At 65.6% G+C, this 20,889-nt stretch carries 18 protein-coding genes; 6 read left to right on the top strand and 12 right to left on the bottom strand.

Annotated features, from left to right (window positions below):
• Positions 1 to 212: 212 nt before the first annotated feature.
• Positions 213 to 815 (bottom strand): YbhB/YbcL family Raf kinase inhibitor-like protein, encoded by a 603-nt coding sequence (locus BAC01S_RS00090; protein ID WP_027792932.1) that lies wholly within the window; start codon positions 813 to 815, stop codon positions 213 to 215.
• Positions 816 to 1,102: 287 nt separating this feature from the next.
• On the opposite strand from BAC01S_RS00090, the gene BAC01S_RS00085 reads away from it, so the two are divergent.
• Complete coding sequence (locus tag BAC01S_RS00085) at positions 1,103 to 1,801, top strand: response regulator transcription factor (protein ID WP_027792931.1); 699 nt, start codon at positions 1,103 to 1,105, stop codon at positions 1,799 to 1,801.
• 132 nt (positions 1,802 to 1,933) lie between these two features.
• Here the strand turns inward: BAC01S_RS00085 and BAC01S_RS00080 are convergent, their stop codons facing one another.
• Complete coding sequence (locus tag BAC01S_RS00080) at positions 1,934 to 2,620, bottom strand: orotate phosphoribosyltransferase (protein WP_027792930.1); 687 nt, start codon at positions 2,618 to 2,620, stop codon at positions 1,934 to 1,936.
• Between the two features lie 407 nt (positions 2,621 to 3,027).
• Here BAC01S_RS00080 and BAC01S_RS00075 point away from each other — a divergent pair, with 407 nt between their 5' ends.
• Positions 3,028 to 4,275: an MFS transporter gene (locus BAC01S_RS00075; protein ID WP_027792929.1), complete on the top strand. Its 1,248-nt coding sequence runs from the start codon at positions 3,028 to 3,030 to the stop codon at positions 4,273 to 4,275.
• Between the two features lie 284 nt (positions 4,276 to 4,559).
• Positions 4,560 to 6,845, top strand: coding sequence for an NADP-dependent malic enzyme (locus BAC01S_RS00070; RefSeq protein ID WP_027792928.1), 2,286 nt, complete (start codon positions 4,560 to 4,562; stop codon positions 6,843 to 6,845).
• Between the two features lie 107 nt (positions 6,846 to 6,952).
• Here BAC01S_RS00070 and BAC01S_RS00065 read toward each other — a convergent pair whose 3' ends face one another.
• Positions 6,953 to 10,549, bottom strand: coding sequence for an indolepyruvate ferredoxin oxidoreductase family protein (locus BAC01S_RS00065; protein ID WP_027792927.1), 3,597 nt, complete (start codon positions 10,547 to 10,549; stop codon positions 6,953 to 6,955).
• Between the two features lie 387 nt (positions 10,550 to 10,936).
• Here BAC01S_RS00065 and BAC01S_RS00060 point away from each other — a divergent pair, with 387 nt between their 5' ends.
• The gene (locus tag BAC01S_RS00060) at positions 10,937 to 11,125 is read left to right on the top strand and encodes a hypothetical protein (protein WP_027792926.1); all 189 of its coding nucleotides are present in this window, start codon (positions 10,937 to 10,939) and stop codon (positions 11,123 to 11,125) included.
• A gap of 148 nt (positions 11,126 to 11,273) precedes the next feature.
• Here BAC01S_RS00060 and hppD read toward each other — a convergent pair whose 3' ends face one another.
• Positions 11,274 to 12,371, bottom strand: a complete 1,098-nt coding sequence (gene hppD, locus BAC01S_RS00055) for a 4-hydroxyphenylpyruvate dioxygenase (protein ID WP_027792925.1) — start codon at positions 12,369 to 12,371, stop codon at positions 11,274 to 11,276.
• A gap of 137 nt (positions 12,372 to 12,508) precedes the next feature.
• Here hppD and BAC01S_RS00050 point away from each other — a divergent pair, with 137 nt between their 5' ends.
• A complete protein-coding gene (locus BAC01S_RS00050; RefSeq protein WP_027792924.1) occupies positions 12,509 to 13,003 on the top strand; it encodes an Lrp/AsnC family transcriptional regulator in 495 nt (164 codons plus the stop codon).
• A 93-nt stretch (positions 13,004 to 13,096) separates the two neighbouring features.
• Here the strand turns inward: BAC01S_RS00050 and BAC01S_RS00045 are convergent, their stop codons facing one another.
• The 8 genes from BAC01S_RS00045 to paaA all read right to left on the bottom strand — a co-directional run bounded on the left by BAC01S_RS00045 (position 13,097) and on the right by paaA (position 19,371).
• Positions 13,097 to 13,762, bottom strand: a complete 666-nt coding sequence (locus BAC01S_RS00045) for a GNAT family N-acetyltransferase (protein WP_027792923.1) — start codon at positions 13,760 to 13,762, stop codon at positions 13,097 to 13,099.
• 245 nt (positions 13,763 to 14,007) lie between these two features.
• A complete protein-coding gene (locus BAC01S_RS00040; protein ID WP_027792922.1) occupies positions 14,008 to 14,610 on the bottom strand; it encodes a TetR/AcrR family transcriptional regulator in 603 nt (200 codons plus the stop codon).
• A 12-nt stretch (positions 14,611 to 14,622) separates the two neighbouring features.
• The gene (locus BAC01S_RS00035; RefSeq protein ID WP_027792921.1) at positions 14,623 to 15,423 is read right to left on the bottom strand and encodes a DUF1835 domain-containing protein; all 801 of its coding nucleotides are present in this window, start codon (positions 15,421 to 15,423) and stop codon (positions 14,623 to 14,625) included.
• 147 nt (positions 15,424 to 15,570) lie between these two features.
• Entirely contained in the window at positions 15,571 to 16,659 is a 1,089-nt protein-coding gene (gene paaE, locus BAC01S_RS00030; RefSeq protein ID WP_027792920.1) for a 1,2-phenylacetyl-CoA epoxidase subunit PaaE, read from the bottom strand.
• A gap of 1 nt (position 16,660) precedes the next feature.
• Positions 16,661 to 17,191: a 1,2-phenylacetyl-CoA epoxidase subunit PaaD gene (gene paaD / locus BAC01S_RS00025; RefSeq protein ID WP_043200641.1), complete on the bottom strand. Its 531-nt coding sequence runs from the start codon at positions 17,189 to 17,191 to the stop codon at positions 16,661 to 16,663.
• A gap of 49 nt (positions 17,192 to 17,240) precedes the next feature.
• Entirely contained in the window at positions 17,241 to 18,047 is an 807-nt protein-coding gene (gene paaC, locus BAC01S_RS00020) for a 1,2-phenylacetyl-CoA epoxidase subunit PaaC (RefSeq protein WP_027792918.1), read from the bottom strand.
• A 10-nt stretch (positions 18,048 to 18,057) separates the two neighbouring features.
• Positions 18,058 to 18,342: a 1,2-phenylacetyl-CoA epoxidase subunit PaaB gene (paaB, locus tag BAC01S_RS00015; RefSeq protein ID WP_027792917.1), complete on the bottom strand. Its 285-nt coding sequence runs from the start codon at positions 18,340 to 18,342 to the stop codon at positions 18,058 to 18,060.
• A gap of 30 nt (positions 18,343 to 18,372) precedes the next feature.
• Positions 18,373 to 19,371, bottom strand: a complete 999-nt coding sequence (gene paaA, locus BAC01S_RS00010; RefSeq protein WP_027792916.1) for a 1,2-phenylacetyl-CoA epoxidase subunit PaaA — start codon at positions 19,369 to 19,371, stop codon at positions 18,373 to 18,375.
• A gap of 252 nt (positions 19,372 to 19,623) precedes the next feature.
• Here paaA and BAC01S_RS00005 point away from each other — a divergent pair, with 252 nt between their 5' ends.
• The gene (locus tag BAC01S_RS00005) at positions 19,624 to 20,883 is read left to right on the top strand and encodes an SGNH/GDSL hydrolase family protein (protein WP_027792915.1); all 1,260 of its coding nucleotides are present in this window, start codon (positions 19,624 to 19,626) and stop codon (positions 20,881 to 20,883) included.
• Positions 20,884 to 20,889 lie beyond the last annotated feature (6 nt).

Below are 20,889 nucleotides of genomic sequence, written 5' to 3'. Positions count from 1 at the left end.
AAAATCGGGAGTAACCCGTACCGGCGGGAACCTTCGCGGCTCGCGGCTCTGCCGGCGCCCCGCAACCCCATGGTGCGGCTGTCGTGTGACCGTAATGCGGCGGCGCTTTGGCGTGGCTTTTCCCAGGCTTTTCTCCGCTAGCCAGCGCGCTTGGCTGGCCGGCCAGCATCGTGTCGGCGCATGGCTTCGCGCGATGCCGTGGCTGGCCTCGCTCAGCGGCCGTAGCCGACGGTGAGTTGGGCGCGGCCAAGCATCGCGCCGCCTATCTCGTGATCGAACATTTGCGCCGGGCGCCCCTGTTCGAGCCCCGCTATTTTGTCGGTGCCGATGGCGTAGACCGTGATCACGTACCGATGCGGCTTGCCGGGCGGCGGGCAGGGACCGCCGTAGCCGGCCGTGTTGAAGTCGTTGCGCGCCTCGATGGCGCCGAGCTTTGCCAATGCACCGGACCCGCTCGCATTTTCCGGCAAAGCCTTCACGCGCGCCGGAATGTTCGCGACGGCCCAGTGCCACCAGCCGCGGCCGGGCGCGTCGGGATCGAATATCGTGATCGCGAAGCTGCGCGTGCCTTCGGGCGCATTGCGCCACGAGAGCTGCGGTGAGCGGTTGCCGCCCTCACAGCCGCCTTCATTGAAGACCTGAGCAGCCGCGACACTGCCGCCATTCGCGAAAGTTGTGCTGGAAACCGAAAACGGACCTTCGGCATACGCCATGCCGCCGGCGTGCAGGGCAGCGGCGAGCAAGACCGAACCACGCGCCACGCCGAGCGCGCGACGGGCGAGCGGAGCCGTGATCGCGACATACGGGCAAGCCATCGGACGGTTTCCTTTATTTTTTGGGCCAACCCGGCATGGGCTGCCGAGCTGATTCGAATTGTGCTCCGAATTGAACTCGATCAAATATAGCGGCATTTCTGGGCGAAGCTTCGCCACAACGGGCGTTTCGCGGCAGAGGACATCGGCTATAGTCGCGTGCGCCCTCGTCTGCCGGCGAGGATCGCGGGCTGTGTCAGGCAGAGGCTTGCAGCATGTACGTGAGGGTACGCCAGAACAGAACAAGCAGGCTTGCCCGAAGGAATACAGGTCTGCCGAGAGGAGGGGGAATGCAGCAGCCAATCAGGATCGTAGTTGCGGACGATCATCCTGTTATCTTGTTCGGCGCGGAACAAGCGCTCCTCAAATTTCCGGGTGTCCAGGTTGTCGCGCGGGCACGCCAGTCCACCGAGCTGATCAAGGCGCTGCTGACGACTCCGTGCGACGTGCTCGTGACCGACCTCGCCATGCCCGGTGGGCAGTTCGGCGACGGGTTGCCGCTGATCGGCTATTTGCGCCGCAACTTTCCCGGTATTCCCATCGTCGTCCTGACGATGCTCGAGAATGCCGCCCTGCTCAAACGCCTCGGGGAACTGGGGGGGATCGCGGTCGTTCACAAGTCCGACGATCTGGGCCATATCGGCCTCGCGGTGCAGCAGGTGAGCCGCGGCATCGAATACATGAGCCCGCAGGTGAGGGTGGCGCTCGAATCGCTGCGCCTGAACAGCGGCGGCAAGACCGACGAAGTGCTCTTGTCGAGGCGCGAACTGGAGGTCGTGCGGCTTTTCGTGTCGGGCATGACGATCAAGGAGATCTCGGAACGGCTCAACCGCAGCATCAAGACGATCAGCACGCAGAAGAACACGGCCATGCGCAAGCTCGGGCTCGACCGCGACTCGGAACTGTTTCAGTATGCGCAGAGCAATGGCTTGCTGAACCTCTCCTCGCACATGCCTGACACGCGTCACGATGTCGAAGCTTCGCATTGACGCCATGCTGCCCGGTGCGGTCGGGTAACGCGCTCGTGGCGCCCACGGCGCGGCGCCCATGAAAAAAGGCCATCGCCTGGCGGGCAGATGGCCTTTTGCGTTGGCACGGCGGCTCGCGCCGCGTACGCGGACTTACTGCGGTGCCGCCGTTGCGCCGCCGTGCGCCGCGGACCATTCGGCCGGCGCGTGCAGGAATTTCTCGACTTCGTCGAGCGTCTTCGCTTCGAAGTAGCCCGACGCCTTCGCGACGCGCAGCACGTCCCACCACGTGGCGAGCGCATGCAGGTCCACGTCGATGTCCTTGAGGACCGACACGCTTTCCTTGAAGATGTTGTAGTGGAACAGCACGAAGCAGTGGTTCACCGTCGCGCCCGCCGTGCGCAGCGCGTTGATGAAGTTGATCTTGCTGCGGCTGTCGGTGGTCAGATCTTCGACGAGCAGCACGCGCTGGCCTTCGGTGAGCAGACCCTCGATCTGCGCGTTGCGGCCGAAACCCTTCGGCTTCTTGCGCACGTACTGCATCGGCACCATCAGGCGGTCCGAGAGCCACGCGGCGAACGGAATGCCCGCGGTTTCGCCGCCGGCCACGGCGTCGATCTGCTCATGGCCGACGTCGCGCAGGATCGTGGCTTCGGCCATTTCCATCAGGCCGCGGCGCACGCGCGGATACGAAATCAGCTTGCGGCAGTCGATGTAGACCGGGCTCGCCCAGCCGGAGGTGAAGATGAAGGGCTTTTCGGCGTTGAAGTGCACGGCCTTCACTTCGAGCAGCATCTTGGCGGTCGTGTCCGAGATCGTCTGGCGATCGTAGCCTGTCATGGGCGAATCCTTGGATATGAGAGCGAGGGAGGGTGGGCGCAAAGCCCGGCGGCGCTGGCACGGCGGACCCGGCTGTACCGCAGGGGTCTCTGGCGTGCGCGGTTCGAAGGTGCGGGGCGATGCGGGGTGACGTTCACCCGCTCGGTCCGGACGGCTTCTCTTGCGCGCGTAGGCCGGTATTTTACCCGACTTGATCTTTTGAGACGAGTTGGCGCGCCGGATCGGTGTGCGTCGCGCACCGTATGAGCGGTATTTGGGGGATCGATCGTGCCCCGGTCGATCCTGCTTTCGCCGCTTTTCTTTCACCGCTTTTCTTTCGCGGTTGTGACCGCGCGAGCTCGCCATTACACTCTCGCGGGTTTATCCGGGCCGACACCCAGCACCCGGCTCGCGTACAGGAAGTCTCCATGACCGTCGTCTCTCCTCCCGTTGCTGCTGTCGAAACGACACGCGGCCACGCCTTGCGCGCGCTCGTCGCGTCGGTGCTCGGCTATGCGATGGACGGCTTCGATCTGCTCATGCTCGGCTTCATGCTGCCGGCCATCAGCGCCGAGTTGCATCTCTCCACCGCCCAGGCCGGCTCGCTCGTCACGTGGACGCTCGTCGGCGCCGTGGCCGGCGGCGTCGTGTTCGGGCTCCTCGCCGACCGCCACGGCCGCGTGCGCGTCCTCACCTGGACGATCCTGCTGTTCGCCGTCTTTACCGGCCTCTGCGCGCTCGCGCGCGGCTATGCGGATCTGCTCGTCTACCGGACGATCGCCGGTGTCGGTCTGGGCGGCGAGTTCGGCATTGGCATGGCGCTCGTCGCCGAGGCGTGGCCGGCTCACCTGCGCGCGCGGGCCTCGTCGTATGTCGGGCTTGGCTGGCAGCTCGGCGTGCTCGCCGCCGCGCTTCTCACGCCGTGGCTCTTGCCCGTGATCGGCTGGCGCGGCATGTTCGCGCTCGGTCTCCTGCCGGCCGTCGTGTCGTTCGCGGTGCGCCGGCGCGTCGAGGAGCCGGCGCTCTTCGTCGCCCACGCGTCGCGCGTGGGGCAGGCGGTACGGGGCGAGCGCCCGCGCGCGCTGCGTTTGCTCGTGGCCGACGCTCGCACGGCGCGCGCGAGCCTGGGTGTCGTGGTTCTCTGTTCGGTGCAGAACTTCGGCTACTACGGGCTCATGATCTGGCTGCCCGCTTATCTGTCCCGATCCTTCGGCTACTCGCTGACGAAGTCCGGGCTCTGGACGGCGGCGACGGTCGCCGGCATGGCGTTCGGCATCTGGCTCTTCGGTATTGCCGCCGACCGTTTCGGGCGCAAGCCCGCGTTCCTGTTCTACCAGGCCGGGGCGGTCGCGATGGTGTTTGCCTACGCGCATCTCTCGACGCCGGTCGCGCTGCTCCTGGGCGGCGCGGCAATGGGCTTGTTCGTGAACGGGATGATAGGCGGGTACGGCGCGCTCATCTCCGAGCTTTATCCCACGGCCGCGCGCGCCACCGCCCAGAACGTGCTCTTCAACATCGGGCGGGCCGTGGGCGGCTTCGGGCCGCTGGCCGTCGGCGCGCTGGCGGCGCGGTTTTCGTTCGGCGCGGCGCTCGCGATGCTGGCCTCGATCTATCTGCTCGACATACTCGCGACGCTGTTCCTGATTCCGGAACGGCGCGGCGCCGCGCTGGCGTAGCGGCGCCCGCACATCCCCTTCCCGTCGCGCCGTTTCACCCGTGGACAGTTCTGTCCGCGCTATCCCGGGTATCAGTCCTCACCCCGAGTTCCCGCGCTGTGCCCGGGGTGTACACTAGTTCCCCCCGCCAATTCGCCCTCGCCGCTTCGCCGGCCGCAAGAGGTGGCTTCGCCATGGGTCCGGCCGCAGGCCTGACGCAATCGAAGCCCTGAGCGTGCCGTGCGGGACGGCGGGTTCATGACCATAAAACCTCTCACGTCTCTCACGTCCAGGCAGGCCTGAAAATGGATGAACAACTGAAGCAAAGCGCGCTGGCGTATCACCAGAATCCCAAGCCGGGCAAGATTTCGGTCACGCCGACCAAACCGCTCTCGAACCAGCTTGATCTCTCGCTCGCGTATTCGCCCGGCGTCGCCGCCGCGTGTGAGGCGATCCACGCGGATCCGCTCGACGCGCAGAAGTACACCTCGCGCGGCAACCTCGTCGGCGTCGTGACCAACGGCACGGCCGTGCTGGGTCTCGGCAATATCGGCCCGCTCGCGGCCAAGCCCGTGATGGAAGGCAAGGGCTGCCTGTTCAAGAAGTTTGCCGGCATCGACGTGTTCGACATCGAGCTTTCCGAGTCGGATCCGGACAAGCTCGTCGACGCCATCGCCATGCTCGAACCGACGCTCGGCGGCATCAACCTCGAGGACATCAAGGCGCCCGAGTGCTTCTACATCGAGCAGAAGCTGCGCGAGCGCATGAAGATCCCCGTTTTCCACGACGACCAGCACGGCACGGCCATCATTGCCTCCGCGGCGATCCTGAACGGCCTGAAGGTCGTGGGCAAGGAACTGGGCAGCGTGAAGCTCGTGTGCTCGGGCGCGGGCGCGGCGGCCATCGCGTGTCTGGACCTGCTCGTGAAGCTCGGTCTGAAGAAGGAGAACACCCTCGTCGTCGACTCGAAGGGCGTGATCTACGAAGGCCGCGGCAATCTCGATCCGTCGAAGGCCCGCTACGCGGCGAACACCGACGCGCGCACGCTCGGCGACGCCATCAAGGGCGCGGACGTGTTCCTCGGCTGTTCGAGCGCCGGCGTGCTCAAGCCCGAGATGGTCGTGGACATGGCCAACACGCCGCTGATCCTCGCGCTGGCGAACCCGGAGCCGGAAATCCGTCCGGAAGAAGCGAAGAAGGTGCGCCCGGACGCGATCATCGCCACGGGCCGTTCGGACTATCCGAACCAGGTCAACAACGTGCTGTGCTTCCCGTTCATCTTCCGCGGCGCGCTGGACGTGGGTGCAACGACGATCACGGAAGAGATGAAGCTCGCGTGCGTGCGCGCGATCGCGGAACTCGCCGAGGAAACCGACCAGGGCGACGAAGTGGCGAAGGCCTATGAAGGCCACACGCTCGAATTCGGCCCGGAATACCTGATTCCGAAGCCGTTCGACCCGCGCCTCATCATCAAGATCGCGCCGGCCGTGGCGCAAGCCGCGATGGACTCGGGCGTCGCCACGCGCCCGATCGCCGACATGGACGCGTACCGCGAGCAGCTGGGCGCGACCGTCTACCGCTCGGGCATGGTGATGCGTCCGGTGTTCGCGGCGGCGAAGGCCAACTGCGCGCGCATCGTGTTCGCCGAGGGCGAGGACGAGCGCGTGCTGCGCGCCGCGCAGTTCGTGCTCAACGAGAAGATCGCGAAGCCCATCATCGTCGGTCGTCCTTCGGTGGTGGAAATGCGTCTGAAGAAAATGGGCTCGAAGCTGCGTCCGGGCACGGACTTCGAGATCGTCGATCCGGAAGACGATCCGCGCTTCCAGAAGAGCTGGCAGGCCTACCATGACCTGGGTGCGCGCCAGGGCATCACGCCCGAGGTCGCGAAGGCGTCGATGCGCAAGTTCAACACGCTGATCGGCGCGATCCTCGTGCATCTGGGCGACGCCGACGGCATGATCTGCGGCCTGCTCAACAGCTTCGACTATCACCTGAAGTTCGTCGAGCAAGTGTTCGGCAAGGCGAAGGAGGCCGAGAACTACGCGGCCATGAACCTGCTGATGCTGCCGGGCCGCAACCTGTTCATCTCCGACACCTACGTGAACGAAGTGCCGAGCGCCGAGCAGATCGCCGACATGACGATCCTCGCCGCGCGCGAGATCGAGAAGTTCGGCATCGTGCCGAAGGTGGCGCTGCTCTCCAGCTCGAACTTCGGCAGCGTGCGTTCGTCGACGGCGCAGCGCATGCAGGCCGCGCGCGAGTTGATCGCACAGCGCGCGCCGCAGCTCGAGGTGGACGGCGAAATGCACGGCGATGCGGCGCTTTCGGAGCTGATCCGCAAGCAGTCGTTCCCGGGCACGACGCTCGCGGGCGAGGCGAACCTGCTGATCATGCCGAACGTGGAAGCGGCGAACATCGCGTACAACCTGCTGAAGGTGATCGGCGGCGAAGGCGTGACGGTCGGTCCGTTCCTGCTGGGCGCGGCGAAGCCGGTGCATATTCTCACGCCGGCGGCAACCGTGCGACGCATCATCAACATGACGGCGGTGGCTTCGGCGAACGCGGCAGTTGCGAAGGCGGCGGCACGCTGAACGCGCCGGCTTGATGCCTGATTCGCCTGATTCAGGCCGTCAATGAAAAAGGCCGCTCCGTTTTCACGGAGCGGCCTTTGTCTTTTCAGACCAACGGTTGCTCGCCCTCAGGCGGCGTGACGCGCGGCGCCGCCTTGCGGCGAGCGCCACTTGTCCAGCAGCGCCGCCCATTTCGCCCGCACGGCCTTGAGGTTGTTCTCCTTCACGTGACCGTAGCCGCGGATGCCGTCCGGCAGGCTCGCCAGCTCCACCGCGAGCGCGAGATTTTCCGCGTTTGCGCCGCTTGCCAGTTCGCGCACCAGCGCCTCGTACTCGCCGATCAGCGCGCGTTCGTGACGCCGCTCCTCGGTGCGGCCGAACGGATCGAATGCCGTGCCGCGCAGGAACTTGAGCTTCGCAAGCACGCGCATTGCCGTGAGCATGCTCGGGCCGTACTGCTTCTTTACCAGGTGGCCCTTGCCGTCGTGCTTCGCGAAGGTCGGCGGCGCGAGATGGAAGTTCAGCTTCCAGTCGCCCTCGAAGCTCGCCTTCAGCTTCTCGATGAACGCCGGGTCGGCGTAGAGCCGCGCCACTTCGTACTCGTCTTTGTACGCCATCAGCTTGTGCAGATTCTTCGCGACAGCTTCGGTCAGCGGGAACTGACCATCGGGACGCTCGATCTTGCCTTCCGCCGTGCGCACGTCGGCAACCAGCGCGCGGTAGCGCGACGCCCAGGCGTCGTTCTGATACGCGGCGAGGTATTGCGCGCGCTTGTCGATCAGCGCGTCGAGCGCCTTGGGCGTGTGCAGCGAGACGATCTTCGCCCCCGCAGCTTCGGTGCTCTGCTCGACGGCCGGCTTCTTGACGAGCGCATCCACGGCGGCGCGGTCGTGCGCCACGCGGCGGCCCCACTCGAACGCTGCCAGATTTTTCTCCACCTGCACCGCGTTCAGCTCGATCGCGCGCGCGAGCGACTCGTGCGTGAGCGGCAGCCAGCCGCGCTGCCACGCGTAGCCGAGCACGAACGGGTTCGTGTAGATCGCGTCGCCGAGCAGTGCGAGGGCGTAGCGGTTCGCATCGACGGCGGAGACGTTGTCGGTGCCCGCCGCCGCGCGCACGTCCGCTTCGGTGTTCGAGCCCGGGAACTGCCAGCTCGGGTTCTTGATGAACTCGGCCGTGGGCGTCGGCGCGCTGTTGAGCACCACGTGCGTCTGGCCGGCCTGCATGCGCGAGACGCAGTCGTCGCCGGCGGTCACGATGGCGTCGCAGCCGATCACGAGCTTCGCCTCGCCCATGGCGATGCGGGTGGCGTGGATGTCGGCGGGCTGGTTCGCGATCTGCACGTGGCTCATCACCGCGCCGCCTTTCTGCGCGAGGCCCGTCACGTCGAGCACGGTCACGCCCTTGTTTTCCAGGTGCGCGGCCATGCCCAGCAGCGCGCCGATCGTCACGACGCCGGTGCCGCCCACGCCCGTCACGAGCACGCCATACGGCTGCGCGAGGGTGGGGAGGTCGGGCGTCGGCACGGCCGGCATCGTGTCGTTCGCGACGCTGCTCGACTTCGGCTTGCGCAGCTGGCCGCCTTCAACGGTGACGAAGCTCGGGCAGAAACCGTTCACGCACGAGAAGTCCTTGTTGCAGGTGGACTGATTGATCTGGCGCTTCGTGCCGTACTCGGTGTCGAGCGGTTCCACGGAGAGGCAGTTCGACTGCACCGAGCAGTCGCCGCAGCCCTCGCAGACCGCCTCGTTGATGACCACGCGCTTCGCCGGATCCGGGTACGTGCCGCGCTTGCGGCGACGGCGCTTTTCGGTGGCGCAGGTCTGGTCGTAGATCAGGATCGTCGTGCCGGGGATCTCGCGCAACTCGCGCTGGATCGTGTCGAGCTGGTCGCGGTGATGGATCGTGACGCCCGGTGCGAGCGACGTAACGCCCTTGTATTTGGCCGGCTCATCCGTGACGATCACGATCTTCGCCGCGCCTTCGGAGGCGAGCTGATGCGTGATCTGCGGCACGGTGAGCACGCCGTCCACGGGCTGGCCACCCGTCATCGCGACGGCGTCGTTATAGAGAATCTTGTAGGTGATGTTCGCCTTCGAGGCGATCGCCGCGCGGATCGCGAGCAGCCCCGAGTGGAAGTACGTACCGTCGCCGAGGTTCGCGAACACGTGTTTGTCGTTCGTGAACGGCGCCTGGCCGACCCACGCCACGCCTTCGCCGCCCATCTGGCTGAACGTGCTCGTGCTGCGGTCCATCCACACGGTCATGTAGTGGCAGCCGATGCCGGCCATCGCGCGCGAGCCTTCCGGCACGTTCGTCGAGGTATTGTGCGGGCAGCCCGAGCAGAACCACGGCTTGCGCTCCGCCTGCACGCGCGGCTTCGCGAGCGCCTTTTCCTTCGCTTCGATCACGGCGATGCGTGTGGCGATGCGCGCGCGCACGTCGGAGGGCAGGTCGAACTTTTCCAGGCGCGTGGCAATCGCCTTCGCAATGATCGCGGGTGAGAGCTCGTAATGGGCGGGCAGGAGCCAGTTGCCCATCGGCACCGACCATTCGCCGCCGGCGCCGTCCTTCTCGTCGAATTTGCCGTACACGCGCGGACGCTGCGCGTCGGGCCAGTTGTAGAGCTCTTCCTTGATCGCGTATTCGAGGATCTGACGCTTTTCCTCGACCACCAGAATCTCTTCGAGCCCGCGCGCGAACGCCTGTGCGCCTTGCGCTTCGAGCGGCCACACGCAGCCCACCTTGTAGAGCCGCACGCCGATGCGCGAGCAGGTCTCGTCGTCGAGGCCGAGGTCGGTGAGGGCCTGGCGCACGTCCAGATAGGCCTTGCCGCCGGTCATGATGCCGAAGCGCGCATGCGGCGAGTCGATCTCGACGCGGTCGAGCTTGTTCGCCCGCACATAGGCGAGCCCGGCATACCACTTGTAGTCGAGCAGACGCGCTTCCTGCACGAGCGGCGGGTCCGGCCAGCGGATATTGAGCCCGCCGTCGGGCACGAGGAAATCTTCGGGCAGGACGATCCGGGTGCGATGCGGGTCGATCTCGACGGAAGCCGACGATTCCACCACGTCGGTCACGCACTTCATGGCGACCCAGAGGCCCGAGTAGCGGCTCATGGCCCAGCCGTGCAGGCCGAAGTCGAGATATTCCTGCACGTTCGAGGGGAACAGCACGGGCAGGCCGCAGGCCTTGAAGATGTGCTCCGACTGGTGCGCGAGCGTGGACGACTTGGCCGCGTGGTCGTCGCCGGCGAGCACGAGCACGCCGCCGTGACGCGACGAGCCGGCCGAGTTGCCGTGCTTGAACACGTCGCCGCAGCGGTCCACGCCGGGGCCCTTGCCGTACCACATGGAAAACACGCCGTCGTACTTTGCCGACGGGTACAGGTTCACCTGCTGCGAGCCCCAGACGGCCGTAGCCGCGAGGTCTTCGTTCACACCAGGCTGGAACACGATCTGATGGCCGGCGAGATGCTGCTTCGCCTTCCAGAGCGACTGGTCGAGACCGCCGAGCGGCGAGCCGCGATAGCCGGAGATGAACCCCGCGGTATTGAGACCGGCGGTCTTGTCGCGTTCCTGCTGCAGCATCGGCAGACGCACCAGCGCCTGGATGCCGCTCATGTACGCGCGGCCGCGATCAAGGGTGTATTTGTCGTCGAGCGTGACGGAAGCTAGCGCGGCTTCGAGCGAAGCACGCTGACCAGCGTCTAGCGGGGCATTCATTGTGGGTACTCCTCCATCCACCATTAGTCTTGGGATCACCAGAACTTCAGTGCCTCGGCATCTTGTGGATGCTCCGGCCCGGGGCGCCATATTGGCGTGTTTTTACCGATGGTAGCACTGGGGCAAACCCGCCGCTTAGCGCGAGAAAGGGCGATTGGGCGAGGGAAGCCCGAATTCGCGGCCGCGCACCTTGTGTCAACTGTGTGGAAATTGTGTAACAGAGGATGTGTCCGAATGCTGTCTGGCGTAACAACGTGTAAAAACTACACGCATCCGGAACCCATCTTGATATTTCTGTCTAATCCCCCACCTGTGCAAACCGCGCAGCGCCCCCGGCAGTAAATAGGGGTACTACCGCAACAGGCAGTCTGAAAAAAGGAGTACAGCATGAACAATCGGCATATCCAGACCTTTCTGACGGTCTCGGCCGCATTCTTCGCCATGAGCGCGCCGCTGCATTCGAACGCGAGCAGCAATGGCTCGTCGAATGCGCTCGTCCGCACCGCGCAATACACGCAGTGCGCGAAGGCCGATATCGGCGTTACCGGGGCCGCGAAGGCCGAGCGCCAATCCTGATGATTTCCGCAATGCCGCGTTGATCCGCGCGGCATTCCATTCACCGGGGCGCCTGCCGGGTGTGCGGCGGCGGCCCAGAAAGACAAAAAGGGCGAAGATCTTGCGGTCTTCGCCCTTTTTTCATGGCCGCATCGCGGCCAGGCCTGGGTCAGGCCTTGTCCTGCACCACGCCGCGGCGGATCTGGTCGAGCTCGATCGACTCGAACAGCGCCTTGAAGTTGCCTTCGCCGAAGCCCTGATTGCCCTTGCGCTGGATGATCTCGAAGAAGATCGGCCCGATCTGGTTCTCGGTGAAGATCTGCAGCAGCAGGTCCTCGGGGGCGCCGTCGATCAGGATCTTGCGCTTCTTCAGCTCTTCAAGCGGCTCGCTGTGGTTCGGGATGCGGCGGTTCACGAGTTCGTAGTACGTGTCGATCGTGTCGAGCAGCGCGATCTCGGACGCGCGCAGGCCATCGACCGTTCCGTAGATATCGTTCGTGCCGAGCGCGATGTGCTGGATGCCCTCGCCGTGATAGGCGTCGAGGTATTCCTGGATCTGGCCGGCCGTCTCCGAACCTTCCTCGTTGATCGGAATGCGGATCTTGCCGCACGGCGAGGTCATCGCCTTCGACTTCACGCCCGTTACCTTGCCTTCGATGTCGAAGTAGCGGATTTCGCGGAAGTTGAAGATGCGCTCGTAGAACTCCGCCCACTCGTTCATGCGGCCGCGGTGAACGTTGTGCGTCAGGTGGTCGATGTAGGTGAGGCCATGGCCCTTCGGATTCTGGTTGGCGCCGGGGATCGGCTCGAAATCGACGTCGTAGATGCTGATGTCGCCGATGCTGCCGGGCGTCGCGCCGTTCTTGCCGCGCCAGCGGTCCACGAAGTAGATCAGCGAATCGCCGATGCCCTTGATGGCCGGAATGTTCAGCTCCATCGGACCGGTTTTGTTGTCGAAGCCCCAGGCGCCGCGCTCGAGTGCGTGCCGGTAGGCCTTCGCGGCGTCCTGCACGCGGAACGCGATGGCGCAGATCGACGGGCCGTGCAGGCGCGCGAAGCGCTGCGCGAACGAGTCGGGCTCGGCGTTCACGATGAAGTTGATCTCGCCCTGGCGGTACAGGGTGACGTCCTTATGGCGGTGGCGGGCGATGGCCGTGAAGCCCATCCGCTCGAACAGCTTGCCGAGCGCCTTGGGGTCCGGCGCGGTGTATTCGATGAACTCGAAGCCGTCGGTGCCGACGGGGTTATCCCAGGTGGGAACCTGCATGGTTGTCTCCTAACCCAAATCACGAATTTCGTGCAGGCAGTGTAGTCGTTCAATTCGGGAGGAAGCTTGCGATATTGAGCTTTAGATCTCCAAGTTGAGCTATAAAATGCCATCAAGAAATCATTAGATGGCAGAAAATGGCTGATCTGGAATTGGACGCGATCGACCGGCGGATTCTGGCGATTCTTCAGGAGAATGGTCGGCTTTCGAATCAGGAGATCGCGGAGCGCGTGAATCTCTCGCCGAGTCCGTGTTTGCGGCGTATCCGCCGGCTGGAGGAAATCGGCGTGATCCGCGGTTACGTGGCGCTGCTCGATGCGCAGAAGCTGGGGCTGGACCTGCTGGCCTACGTGAGCGTGCGGCTGGAGAAGCGCGGCCCAACAGCGGCGGGACGGGAAGGCGTCACGCACGCGGAGCTGTTTCGCGCGGCGGTGCAGACCTGGCCGGAAGTCGTGGCCTGCCACGCCATGACCGGCGACATGGATTTCCTGCTGCGCGTGCAGGTGGAGGACATGGCGCACTTCTCGCGCTTCGTGCAGGACCAGTTGCTGCACCATCCTTCGGTGATCGACGTGCGGTCGAGCTTTTCGCTCCAGACGTACAAGGAGACGACGGCGCTGCCGATCCGTTGATCCGTTGAAATGCCGGCGGCGGCGCAGGAATGAAGCAGGAATGAAAAAAGCGGCCGAAGCCGCTTTTTTCGTTCACCCCGACGGGGGCAGGATTCAGGCCGCGATAGCCTGCGGCAGGATCGACTCGATCAGCCTGGACGCCTGGCGTGCCTGGCGCTTGAGCGCGTAATCGAACACGGCGGCCTGCTCCTGCAGCATTTCCGCGATGATGCTGCTCTGGTCGGCCGGCTCGAGCGAGAGGTAAGCGTCGGCTTCGCCGTAGGCGTATTCGATCTTCATGCCCGACTTCTTCGCGATGTGCATCATCGTGGCGTTGCGCGACAGGCAGTGCATGTAGAGCGTCGTGACATGCGTGTTGCGGCTGCGGATGGCGGCGCGCTCGAACAGCTTCGAGCCGATGCCTTGTCCACGCGCGCTTTCCAGCACCGAAACGCCGAATTCGGCCGTGCGGCCGTTGCCGTCCGCGGGGAGGTAGGCGAGATGGCCTACGCCGACCAGTTGCAGCTGATGGTCGAACACGCCGAACACCGTGTCGCGCGTGAAGTCCATCGAGCGGACGTAGTTCTCGATCACATGGTCGGGCGCAGCCTGGCCGAAGCGCAGCAGGCGATCGTCCTGGTCGAGCGCGAGGAAGTGCTTGAGCAGGCGCTCGCGGTCGGCCGACGTGAGGACGCGCACCATGGCGGGCGAACGACCGGACGTCAGCGTGCGGCCGGACGAAAGCGTCGGCGCTAAGGCTTGGGTCGAAAGCTTGTTCATGGGTCGGTTCTCCTTAAAATTCATGCGGCATGATGCGCCGCAAAACGAATTCTAGCGAAAACCCTGGGGTGGAGCTAGGGAAAACCCGTATTTCCGATTTGAGTGTTGCGCCTAATTAAGAGTCTGATTGGCGCAACGGATTGATTTTTATGAGATTAATTTTGGGGGGGCGCATAAGGACCCGGAGTGTTGCGGAAGAACATCATGCTGCGGTGCAGCGCAGCAGTCCGGCCCGCACGCCGCGCTCAAGCCCCTTGCAAGCCGTGGTCGATCACCGCGATCGCCTGTTCGGCGAAGTCCCGGTAGGCCATCCGGCCGCCCGGCTTGAGCCACGTGAAGGTCCAGTTGATCATGCCGAACACCATCATCGTCAGCGCCGTCTGGTTCTCCGGGGTGACGCGCCCGGGGTAGGCGCGCGCGAGCTGGCGCGTGAACGCCGCCACGACGTCGCGCTGGCGGTTCAGGATGATCTCGCGCTGTGCGTCGACGAGGTATTTGACGTCGTTGAGCAGCGCGACATGGCGGCTGTGCGACGTCTCATATTCGGCGAGGAACGCGCGTACCAGCTCGGCAAACGTCTCCCGTTCGTCCAGGCGGCGTCTTTGGCTTGCCCCTTCCACCTCGGCGATGATCAGCATCAGCCGCTTCGTGTACCGGTCGAGCAGGTCGAAGAGAATCGCTTCCTTGCTCTCGTAATAGTGGTAGAGGCGCGCCTTCGAGGTGCCGCTCGCCGCGGCGAGATCGGACATCGACGTGCTCGGATAGCTCGTCTGCGCGAATTTTGCGGCGGCGAGTTCGAGAATCTGGTCGCGTTGGGTCTCGTGGTCGGGCGCTCGGGTACGGGCCATGTTGGACTTTTGTCAGCGGGGAAGGGGAAGCTGCGTTGCCGCGCGAAGCGTGGCCATGCGGGGTTGCGGCTCGGCGTTCGCCGGCGCCGCGTGCATGTCGTCGCGCAGGCGCAGTTCGTCGGCTGCGGCCAGTTCGCGCAGGCGCCACAGCACGACGGGCTCGGCCACCGGCGCGCCCGCTCCGGCGCGCGGCAGGGCCGTCGCGATCGCGTCCGGCGCGAGCCACGGCGTGTGAGCTGCGCTCACGGCGTCGAGGATCAACTGATCCAGATCCGCCCAGGTGCCGCTCGTAAATGTATTGTCGCGCCAGCGGCGCGTCTCGCCGTTCGCGAACTTCGCTTCCTGCCATTCCAGCGCGAGCCGCGTGATGCGCAGCACCGAAATCGGCGCGGCGTCCGGCAGGCGGGCCGCAAGGCGCGCCGCCGCCGTTTCGCCCATGACCTCGTCGGGTGCGAGACGCACTTCGTTCAGGCGCTGCGGCACGTTGCGCAGCCGGTAGCAGATGCGGCGCAGCGTCAGCTGATTGGCGGCGTCGTTGGTGTGCCAGATCACCACGTTCGCATCGTCGGCTTCGAGCGCGTCGAGCGCCGCGCAGTCGTGGGCCGTCAGCGTCTCGGGCACGCCGCCCAAGCGCTGCCAGAACGCGGCGCGCTGGGCCGCGGCCGGGTCGGCGGGCTCGTCGATGTCGCGCAGCGGGCCGACCGTCAGGTCGTCGGACAGCGCGATCACGCGTTCGGTCCGGCCATCCGCTTTGAGGGCCTGGCGCAGCGCGGCCGCTGCCGGCTCGCTGTGAGTGAGGTGGATCGTGGTCATCAGGAGGAATGCCAGAACAAAAAGGACCGCCCGCGTTCCGGCACCATGCCGGTTGCGGGCGGCCCCTAGTGTAAGCGGATCGCCTGAGCGCCGAAAGCGTTCTGTTGCGCGAGCGCCCCGCAAGAGTGGCGGGAGCGGCCTCTAGCGTTAGCGTTCGTCGAAGCTCACCACCACGCGCTCGCTCACCGGATGGCATTGGCAGGTCAGCACGAAGCCGTCCTTCACCTCCTGCTCTTCGAGCGTGTAGTTCTTGTCCATCTTCACTTCTCCCTCGATCACCTTCGCGCGGCAGGTGCAGCACACACCGCCCTTGCACGCATAGGGGAGCGCGAGGCCCGCGCGCAGGCCCACGTCGAGCAGGCTCACGCCTTCGTAGGGCAGGCGCAGCTTGCGCTTCTTGCCGTCGAGCACGATTTCGAGGTCGGCGGCCGGGGTGTTCCCGGTGATCTCGACGGGAGGCACGCCCGCTTGCGGCAGCGGCGTGCCGAAGCGCTCGACGTGCACTTTGCCGGACGGCACGCCCGCGGCCTCGAGCGCGGCTTCGGCGGCGTCCATCATCGGCGCCGGGCCGCAGATGAACGCTTCGTCGATCTCGGCGGCCGGCAGCAGAGAGTCGAGGAACGACGCGCACTTCGCCTGATCGAGCACGCCGTTGAAGAGCTCGACGTCCTGCAGGTCGTCGGAGAGCACGTGGTAGAGCATGAAGCGGTTCATGAAGCGGTTCTTCAGATCCTCCAGCTCCTCGGCGAACATGATCTGGTCCACGCTGCGGTTGCCGTACACCAGCGTGAACGCGCTGCGCGGCTCCGTTTCGAGCGTGGTCTTGATGATCGCGAGCACCGGCGTAATGCCCGAGCCGCCGGAGAAGGCCACGTAGTGCTTGCCGTGTTCCGCGTTCAGGTGCGTGAAGAAGCGGCCGTCGGGCGTCATCACGTCGATTTCATGGCCCGGCTTGAGCTGCTCGAACGCGAAGTTCGAGAAGCGCCCGCCACGCACGCGCTTGATGCCGATGCGCAGCTCGCCGTCGCGGTCGTAGTCGGTCACGCCGACACAGATCGAGTACGAGCGGCGCGTTTCCTCGCCGTCGATGTGGGTCTTGAGCGTGACGAACTGCCCTTGGGTGAAGCGATATGCGTCGCGAAGCTCGGGCGGGATCTCGAAGGCGACGGAGACCGCGTCCGCGGTTTCGGGCCGCACTTCGCGGATGCGCAGCGAATGGAATTGCGGAGTGGCCATATCAGTAGGGTTTGAAGTAGTCGAAGGGTTCGCGGCAGTCGAGGCAGCGGTACAGCGCTTTGCAGGCGGTCGAACCGAACTGCGCGAGGCGCTCGGTGTGCTGCGAACCGCAATGCGGGCAGGCGGGCGCGGGCAGCTTCGGGATGAACGTAATCGGCTGTTCGGCCGCGTAATGACCCGCGCTGCCGCCACAATTGCCCGTGGGCGGCGCGATGCCGTAGGCGCGCAGTTTTTCGCGCGCTTCGTCGGTGATCCAGTCGGTAGTCCACGCGGGCGTGAGCGTTGTCGCGATGCGATACGGCGCAAGTTCGGCGCTATCGAGCGCGTGTGCGACGTCTTCGGCGATCTGCGACATCGCCGGGCAGCCCGAGTAAGTGGGCGTGATGACCACTTCAAGCTGGCCGTCGGCGGCGCGGCGCACGTCGCGCAAGATGCCGAGCTCGCGGATCGAGACCACCGGAATCTCCGGATCGGGCACCGATTCCAGCACTTCCCAGGCGCGCTCGAGCGCGTGATCTGCCATCGCTTGCATCGTGACTTCCTTGATTGGCTGCATGATTGGTCGCGCGGGCGGGCCCGGCTTACCAGCGCGCGCCCGGATGCTGGCGGGCGAGGCTTTGCATCTCGGCAAGGACGTAGCCCATATGTTCCGAGTGCTCGCCCAGCTTGCCGGTCGTGACGTGCTTGACCGATTCCGGCAGCGTGAGCGTGGCTTCTTCGAGCGCGGCTTCCACGTCGGCGCGCCACGCGGCTTCGAGCTGCGCCGTGAGGGGCGCGATGCCGGCCTCGGCGACGGCGATTTCCACCGCGTCGGTGCTGAAGAATTCGCGCGTGTACGGCATGAGCCAGTCGAGCGCAGCCTGGGCGCGGCGGTGCGATTCCTCTGTGCCGTCGCCGAAGCGGATCAGCCACTCGCGCGCGTGGTGCACGTGGTAGCGCGTTTCCTTGATCGAACGCTCGGCGATGGCGGCCAGTTGCGGATCGGCGGAGCGCAGCAGCGCGGTCCACAGATGCGCCATCAGCGAGGCGTAGAGGAAGTTGCGCGCGATCGTCACGGCGTAGTCGTTGGCCGAATGCGTCGTCCCGGCGAGCGGGCCGAAGTGCGGCAGCTCGGCGAGCGTGTAGTTGGCGAACTCGCGCTCGGCGCGGAAGTAGGCGTAGTCGTCCTCGGTGCGCTCGCGGCCGTTGAGCGCCTTGTCGAGCGTCGCGGCGTGCGTGTAGAGCAGGCGCGCCTGGCCGATCAGGTCGAGGCTCATGTTGGCGAGCGCGATGTCTTCTTCGAGGATCGGACCGTGGCCGCACCATTCCGTGTTGCGCTGACCGAGGATCAGCGCCGTATCGGCGAGGCGCAGCACGTACGCCAGGTGTTCTTGCGTGGGCGTCGTCATGTTGGCGCTCTTACATGTGGTTGACTTCGTCGGGCAGCGTATAGAACGTCGGGTGGCGATAGATCTTGTCGCCAGCCGGATCGAAGAGCTCGGCCTTGTCGTTCGGATCGGAAGCCGTGATCGCCGACGACGGCACCACCCAGATGCTCACGCCTTCCTGGCGGCGCGTGTAGACGTCGCGCGCCATGCGCAGCGCCATCGAGGCGTCGGCGGCGTGCAGGCTGCCGCAATGCTTGTGGTCGAGACCCTGCTTGCTGCGCACGAACACTTCCCAGATCGGCCATTCCTTGTTCATCTGTGATCTCCTTCCTTGTTCCTGTGTAAGTTACGCGGCGTGCTTTTCCGCGCGCTGACGCTGCTTTTCGGCATGGGCGAGGGCGGCTTCACGCACCCAGGCGCCCTCGTTGTGAGCCTTTACGCGCGTGCCGAGACGTTCGCGATTGCAGGGGCCGTCGCCGTTCACGACGCGCCAGAATTCTTCCCAGTCGATCGTGCCGTAGTCGTAGTGGCCGCGCGCCGCGTTCCATTTGAGGTCCGGGTCGGGCAGCGTCACGCCCAGCACCTTGGCCTGTTCGACGGTCGCATCGACGAACTTCTGGCGCAGGTCGTCGTTCGAGATGCGCTTGATCCCCCATCTGGCCGACTGGTTGCTGTGGACCGAATCGGCATCGCTCGGGCCGAACATCATCAGCACCGGCCACCACCAGCGGTTCACGGCCTGCTGGACGAGCTCGCGCTGGGCGTCGGTGCCTTGCATCATCGCGAGCAGGGCGTCGAAGCCCTGGCGCTGATGGAACGACTCTTCCTTGCAGATGCGGATCATGGCGCGCGCGTAAGGGCCATAGGTGCAGCGGCACAGCGGGATCTGGTTCATGATCGCGGCGCCGTCCACAAGCCAGCCGATCACGCCGACGTCCGCCCAGGTGGGCGTCGGGTAGTTGAAAATGCTGGAGTATTTGGCTTTGCCGGCGTGCAGGGCGTCGACCAGCTGGTCGCGCGAGACGCCGAGCGTTTCCGCCGCGCTATAGAGGTAAAGGCCGTGGCCCGCTTCGTCCTGCACCTTGGCGAGCAGGATCGCCTTGCGCTTGAGGCTCGGCGCGCGCGAAATCCAGTTGCCTTCCGGCAGCATGCCCACCACTTCCGAATGCGCGTGCTGCGAAATCTGGCGCACGAGCGTCTTGCGGTAGGCTTCGGGCATCCAGTCCTGCGGCTCGATCTTGCCGTCGGCGGCCATCACGGCATCGAAGCGGGTCTGCTCCGGCGAGGCGGCGTCCGCATCGAGCGGAGCGACGTTGCCGGGGATGTCCAGGGATTGCGTGTACATGGCGAACGCTCTCTTCGAGGTTGGGTATGGTGCGCAGTATAAATCAACCGACCGGTCGGTAAATAAATTTTTGCGCTGGGGCAAAAGAGTGACCGAACCGGCTTATTGAGTTGTAGCGGATCGGGCGCGAATCGCTCGCGGCGTGTCCCGATCACGGGGCGAAGGTAGATCTTCGTCTTGTCGGCGGACTGGAAGGTCGATGTTGCGAGGCATCGGGCACAATGGGCGTTTTGTTCTTCCCTGCTCTTCCGGATGAAGATTGCTCTCTCGCGCGTTGCGGCCGGCGCCGCCCTTCTTGCTTCGCTGGCCGTTATCGGGCCTTCGTTTGCCGACCAACCTTCGGGCTCCTGGGTGACGAGCTGGGCGACGGCGTTGCAGTCGATTCCCCCGCTCAAGGCGCCGCCGCCTCTCTACCGGGCGCCGGCCGTCGCGGGGCGCACGGTTCGGCAGATCGTCTATCCGACCTTGGGTGGCCAGGCCGCGCGCGTGCATGTCAGCAATGAGTACGGGCGCACACCGCTCGTTATCGAGGCGATGGGAATCGCGCCGTCGTCGGGCGGGACGGCCGCGAGCGAAGCGGGCGCGGTGCGGGTGATGTTCGGCGGACGGCCAGGCGTGACGGTGCCGCCCGGCGAAGCCGTGGACAGCGATCCGGTGCGCGTCGAACTGCGCCCGGGCGCAGCGTACGCGATCAGCGCTTATATGGGACCCGAGCAGACGATGGTCGCATGGCATAGGGTGGCGAGCCAGGTGAATTACGTCTCGCGGCCGGGCGATCACGTAGCCGACGCATCGGGTGCGGCCTTCTCGCAGCGTTTCACGCAGTATGCGTGGGTGACGGGGCTCGCCGTCGAGGCGCACGGTGCCACGACCGTCGCGGCGATCGGCGATTCGATCACGGACGGCATGCGTTCCTCGCTGAACCAGAACCGCCGCTGGCCGGATGCGCTGGTCAGACGGCTCGCGCGCGAGCAGAAGCCGGGTTTGGCCGTGATCGACCTCGGGATTAGCGGCAACCGGTTATTGAGCGACTCGCCCTGTTATGGCGACGCGCTGGAGCGCCGCTTCGAACGCGATGCACTCGATCATCCCGGGGTGAAGACGGCCGTGCTGCTCATCGGCATCAACGACATCAACTTTCAGGCGATGCCGCCGCGCGGCGGTCTCGACTGCGACGCGCCGCATACGCATGTGAACGCTGACGACCTCATCGCGGGGTACAAGCGGGTGATTGCACAGGCGCACGCGCACGGTGTGCGCATTGTCGGCGCGACGCTGACGCCGGCTTCGTTGCCGCCGGAGCGCGAGGCGATCCGCGAGTCGGTGAATCAATGGATTCGGACCAGTCACGCGTTCGACGATGTCGCGGATTTCGATGCCGCGCTGCGCGATCCGGCCGATCCGGTGCGACTGCGCCGCGAATACGACAGCGGCGACCACATCCATCCGAGCGACACGGGCTACGCGGCGATGGCCGAGGCGGTGCCGTTGGCGGCATTGGCCGGGAAGTGAACCGAG

It is taken from the genome of Paraburkholderia acidipaludis NBRC 101816 (assembly GCF_000684975.1).
GTDB lineage: Bacteria > Pseudomonadota > Gammaproteobacteria > Burkholderiales > Burkholderiaceae > Paraburkholderia > Paraburkholderia acidipaludis.
Note: the sequence above shows the minus strand (reverse complement) of the source record. Positions and strands in the feature narration are given on the sequence as shown.

What these genes read in the sequence shown, in the direction of transcription:
- BAC01S_RS00090 (WP_027792932.1), bottom strand. Translation starts at nt 815, where the DNA reads ATGGCTTGCCCGTATGTCGCGATCACGGCTCCGCTCGCCCGTCGCGCG.
- BAC01S_RS00085 (WP_027792931.1), top strand. Translation starts at nt 1,103, where the DNA reads ATGCAGCAGCCAATCAGGATCGTAGTTGCGGACGATCATCCTGTTATC.
- BAC01S_RS00080 (WP_027792930.1), bottom strand. Translation starts at nt 2,620, where the DNA reads ATGACAGGCTACGATCGCCAGACGATCTCGGACACGACCGCCAAGATG.
- BAC01S_RS00075 (WP_027792929.1), top strand. Translation starts at nt 3,028, where the DNA reads ATGACCGTCGTCTCTCCTCCCGTTGCTGCTGTCGAAACGACACGCGGC.
- BAC01S_RS00070 (WP_027792928.1), top strand. Translation starts at nt 4,560, where the DNA reads ATGGATGAACAACTGAAGCAAAGCGCGCTGGCGTATCACCAGAATCCC.
- BAC01S_RS00065 (WP_027792927.1), bottom strand. Translation starts at nt 10,549, where the DNA reads ATGAATGCCCCGCTAGACGCTGGTCAGCGTGCTTCGCTCGAAGCCGCG.
- BAC01S_RS00060 (WP_027792926.1), top strand. Translation starts at nt 10,937, where the DNA reads ATGAACAATCGGCATATCCAGACCTTTCTGACGGTCTCGGCCGCATTC.
- hppD (WP_027792925.1), bottom strand. Translation starts at nt 12,371, where the DNA reads ATGCAGGTTCCCACCTGGGATAACCCCGTCGGCACCGACGGCTTCGAG.
- BAC01S_RS00050 (WP_027792924.1), top strand. Translation starts at nt 12,509, where the DNA reads ATGGCTGATCTGGAATTGGACGCGATCGACCGGCGGATTCTGGCGATT.
- BAC01S_RS00045 (WP_027792923.1), bottom strand. Translation starts at nt 13,762, where the DNA reads ATGAACAAGCTTTCGACCCAAGCCTTAGCGCCGACGCTTTCGTCCGGC.
- BAC01S_RS00040 (WP_027792922.1), bottom strand. Translation starts at nt 14,610, where the DNA reads ATGGCCCGTACCCGAGCGCCCGACCACGAGACCCAACGCGACCAGATT.
- BAC01S_RS00035 (WP_027792921.1), bottom strand. Translation starts at nt 15,423, where the DNA reads ATGACCACGATCCACCTCACTCACAGCGAGCCGGCAGCGGCCGCGCTG.
- paaE (WP_027792920.1), bottom strand. Translation starts at nt 16,659, where the DNA reads ATGGCCACTCCGCAATTCCATTCGCTGCGCATCCGCGAAGTGCGGCCC.
- paaD (WP_043200641.1), bottom strand. Translation starts at nt 17,191, where the DNA reads ATGCAAGCGATGGCAGATCACGCGCTCGAGCGCGCCTGGGAAGTGCTG.
- paaC (WP_027792918.1), bottom strand. Translation starts at nt 18,047, where the DNA reads ATGACGACGCCCACGCAAGAACACCTGGCGTACGTGCTGCGCCTCGCC.
- paaB (WP_027792917.1), bottom strand. Translation starts at nt 18,342, where the DNA reads ATGAACAAGGAATGGCCGATCTGGGAAGTGTTCGTGCGCAGCAAGCAG.
- paaA (WP_027792916.1), bottom strand. Translation starts at nt 19,371, where the DNA reads ATGTACACGCAATCCCTGGACATCCCCGGCAACGTCGCTCCGCTCGAT.
- BAC01S_RS00005 (WP_027792915.1), top strand. Translation starts at nt 19,624, where the DNA reads ATGAAGATTGCTCTCTCGCGCGTTGCGGCCGGCGCCGCCCTTCTTGCT.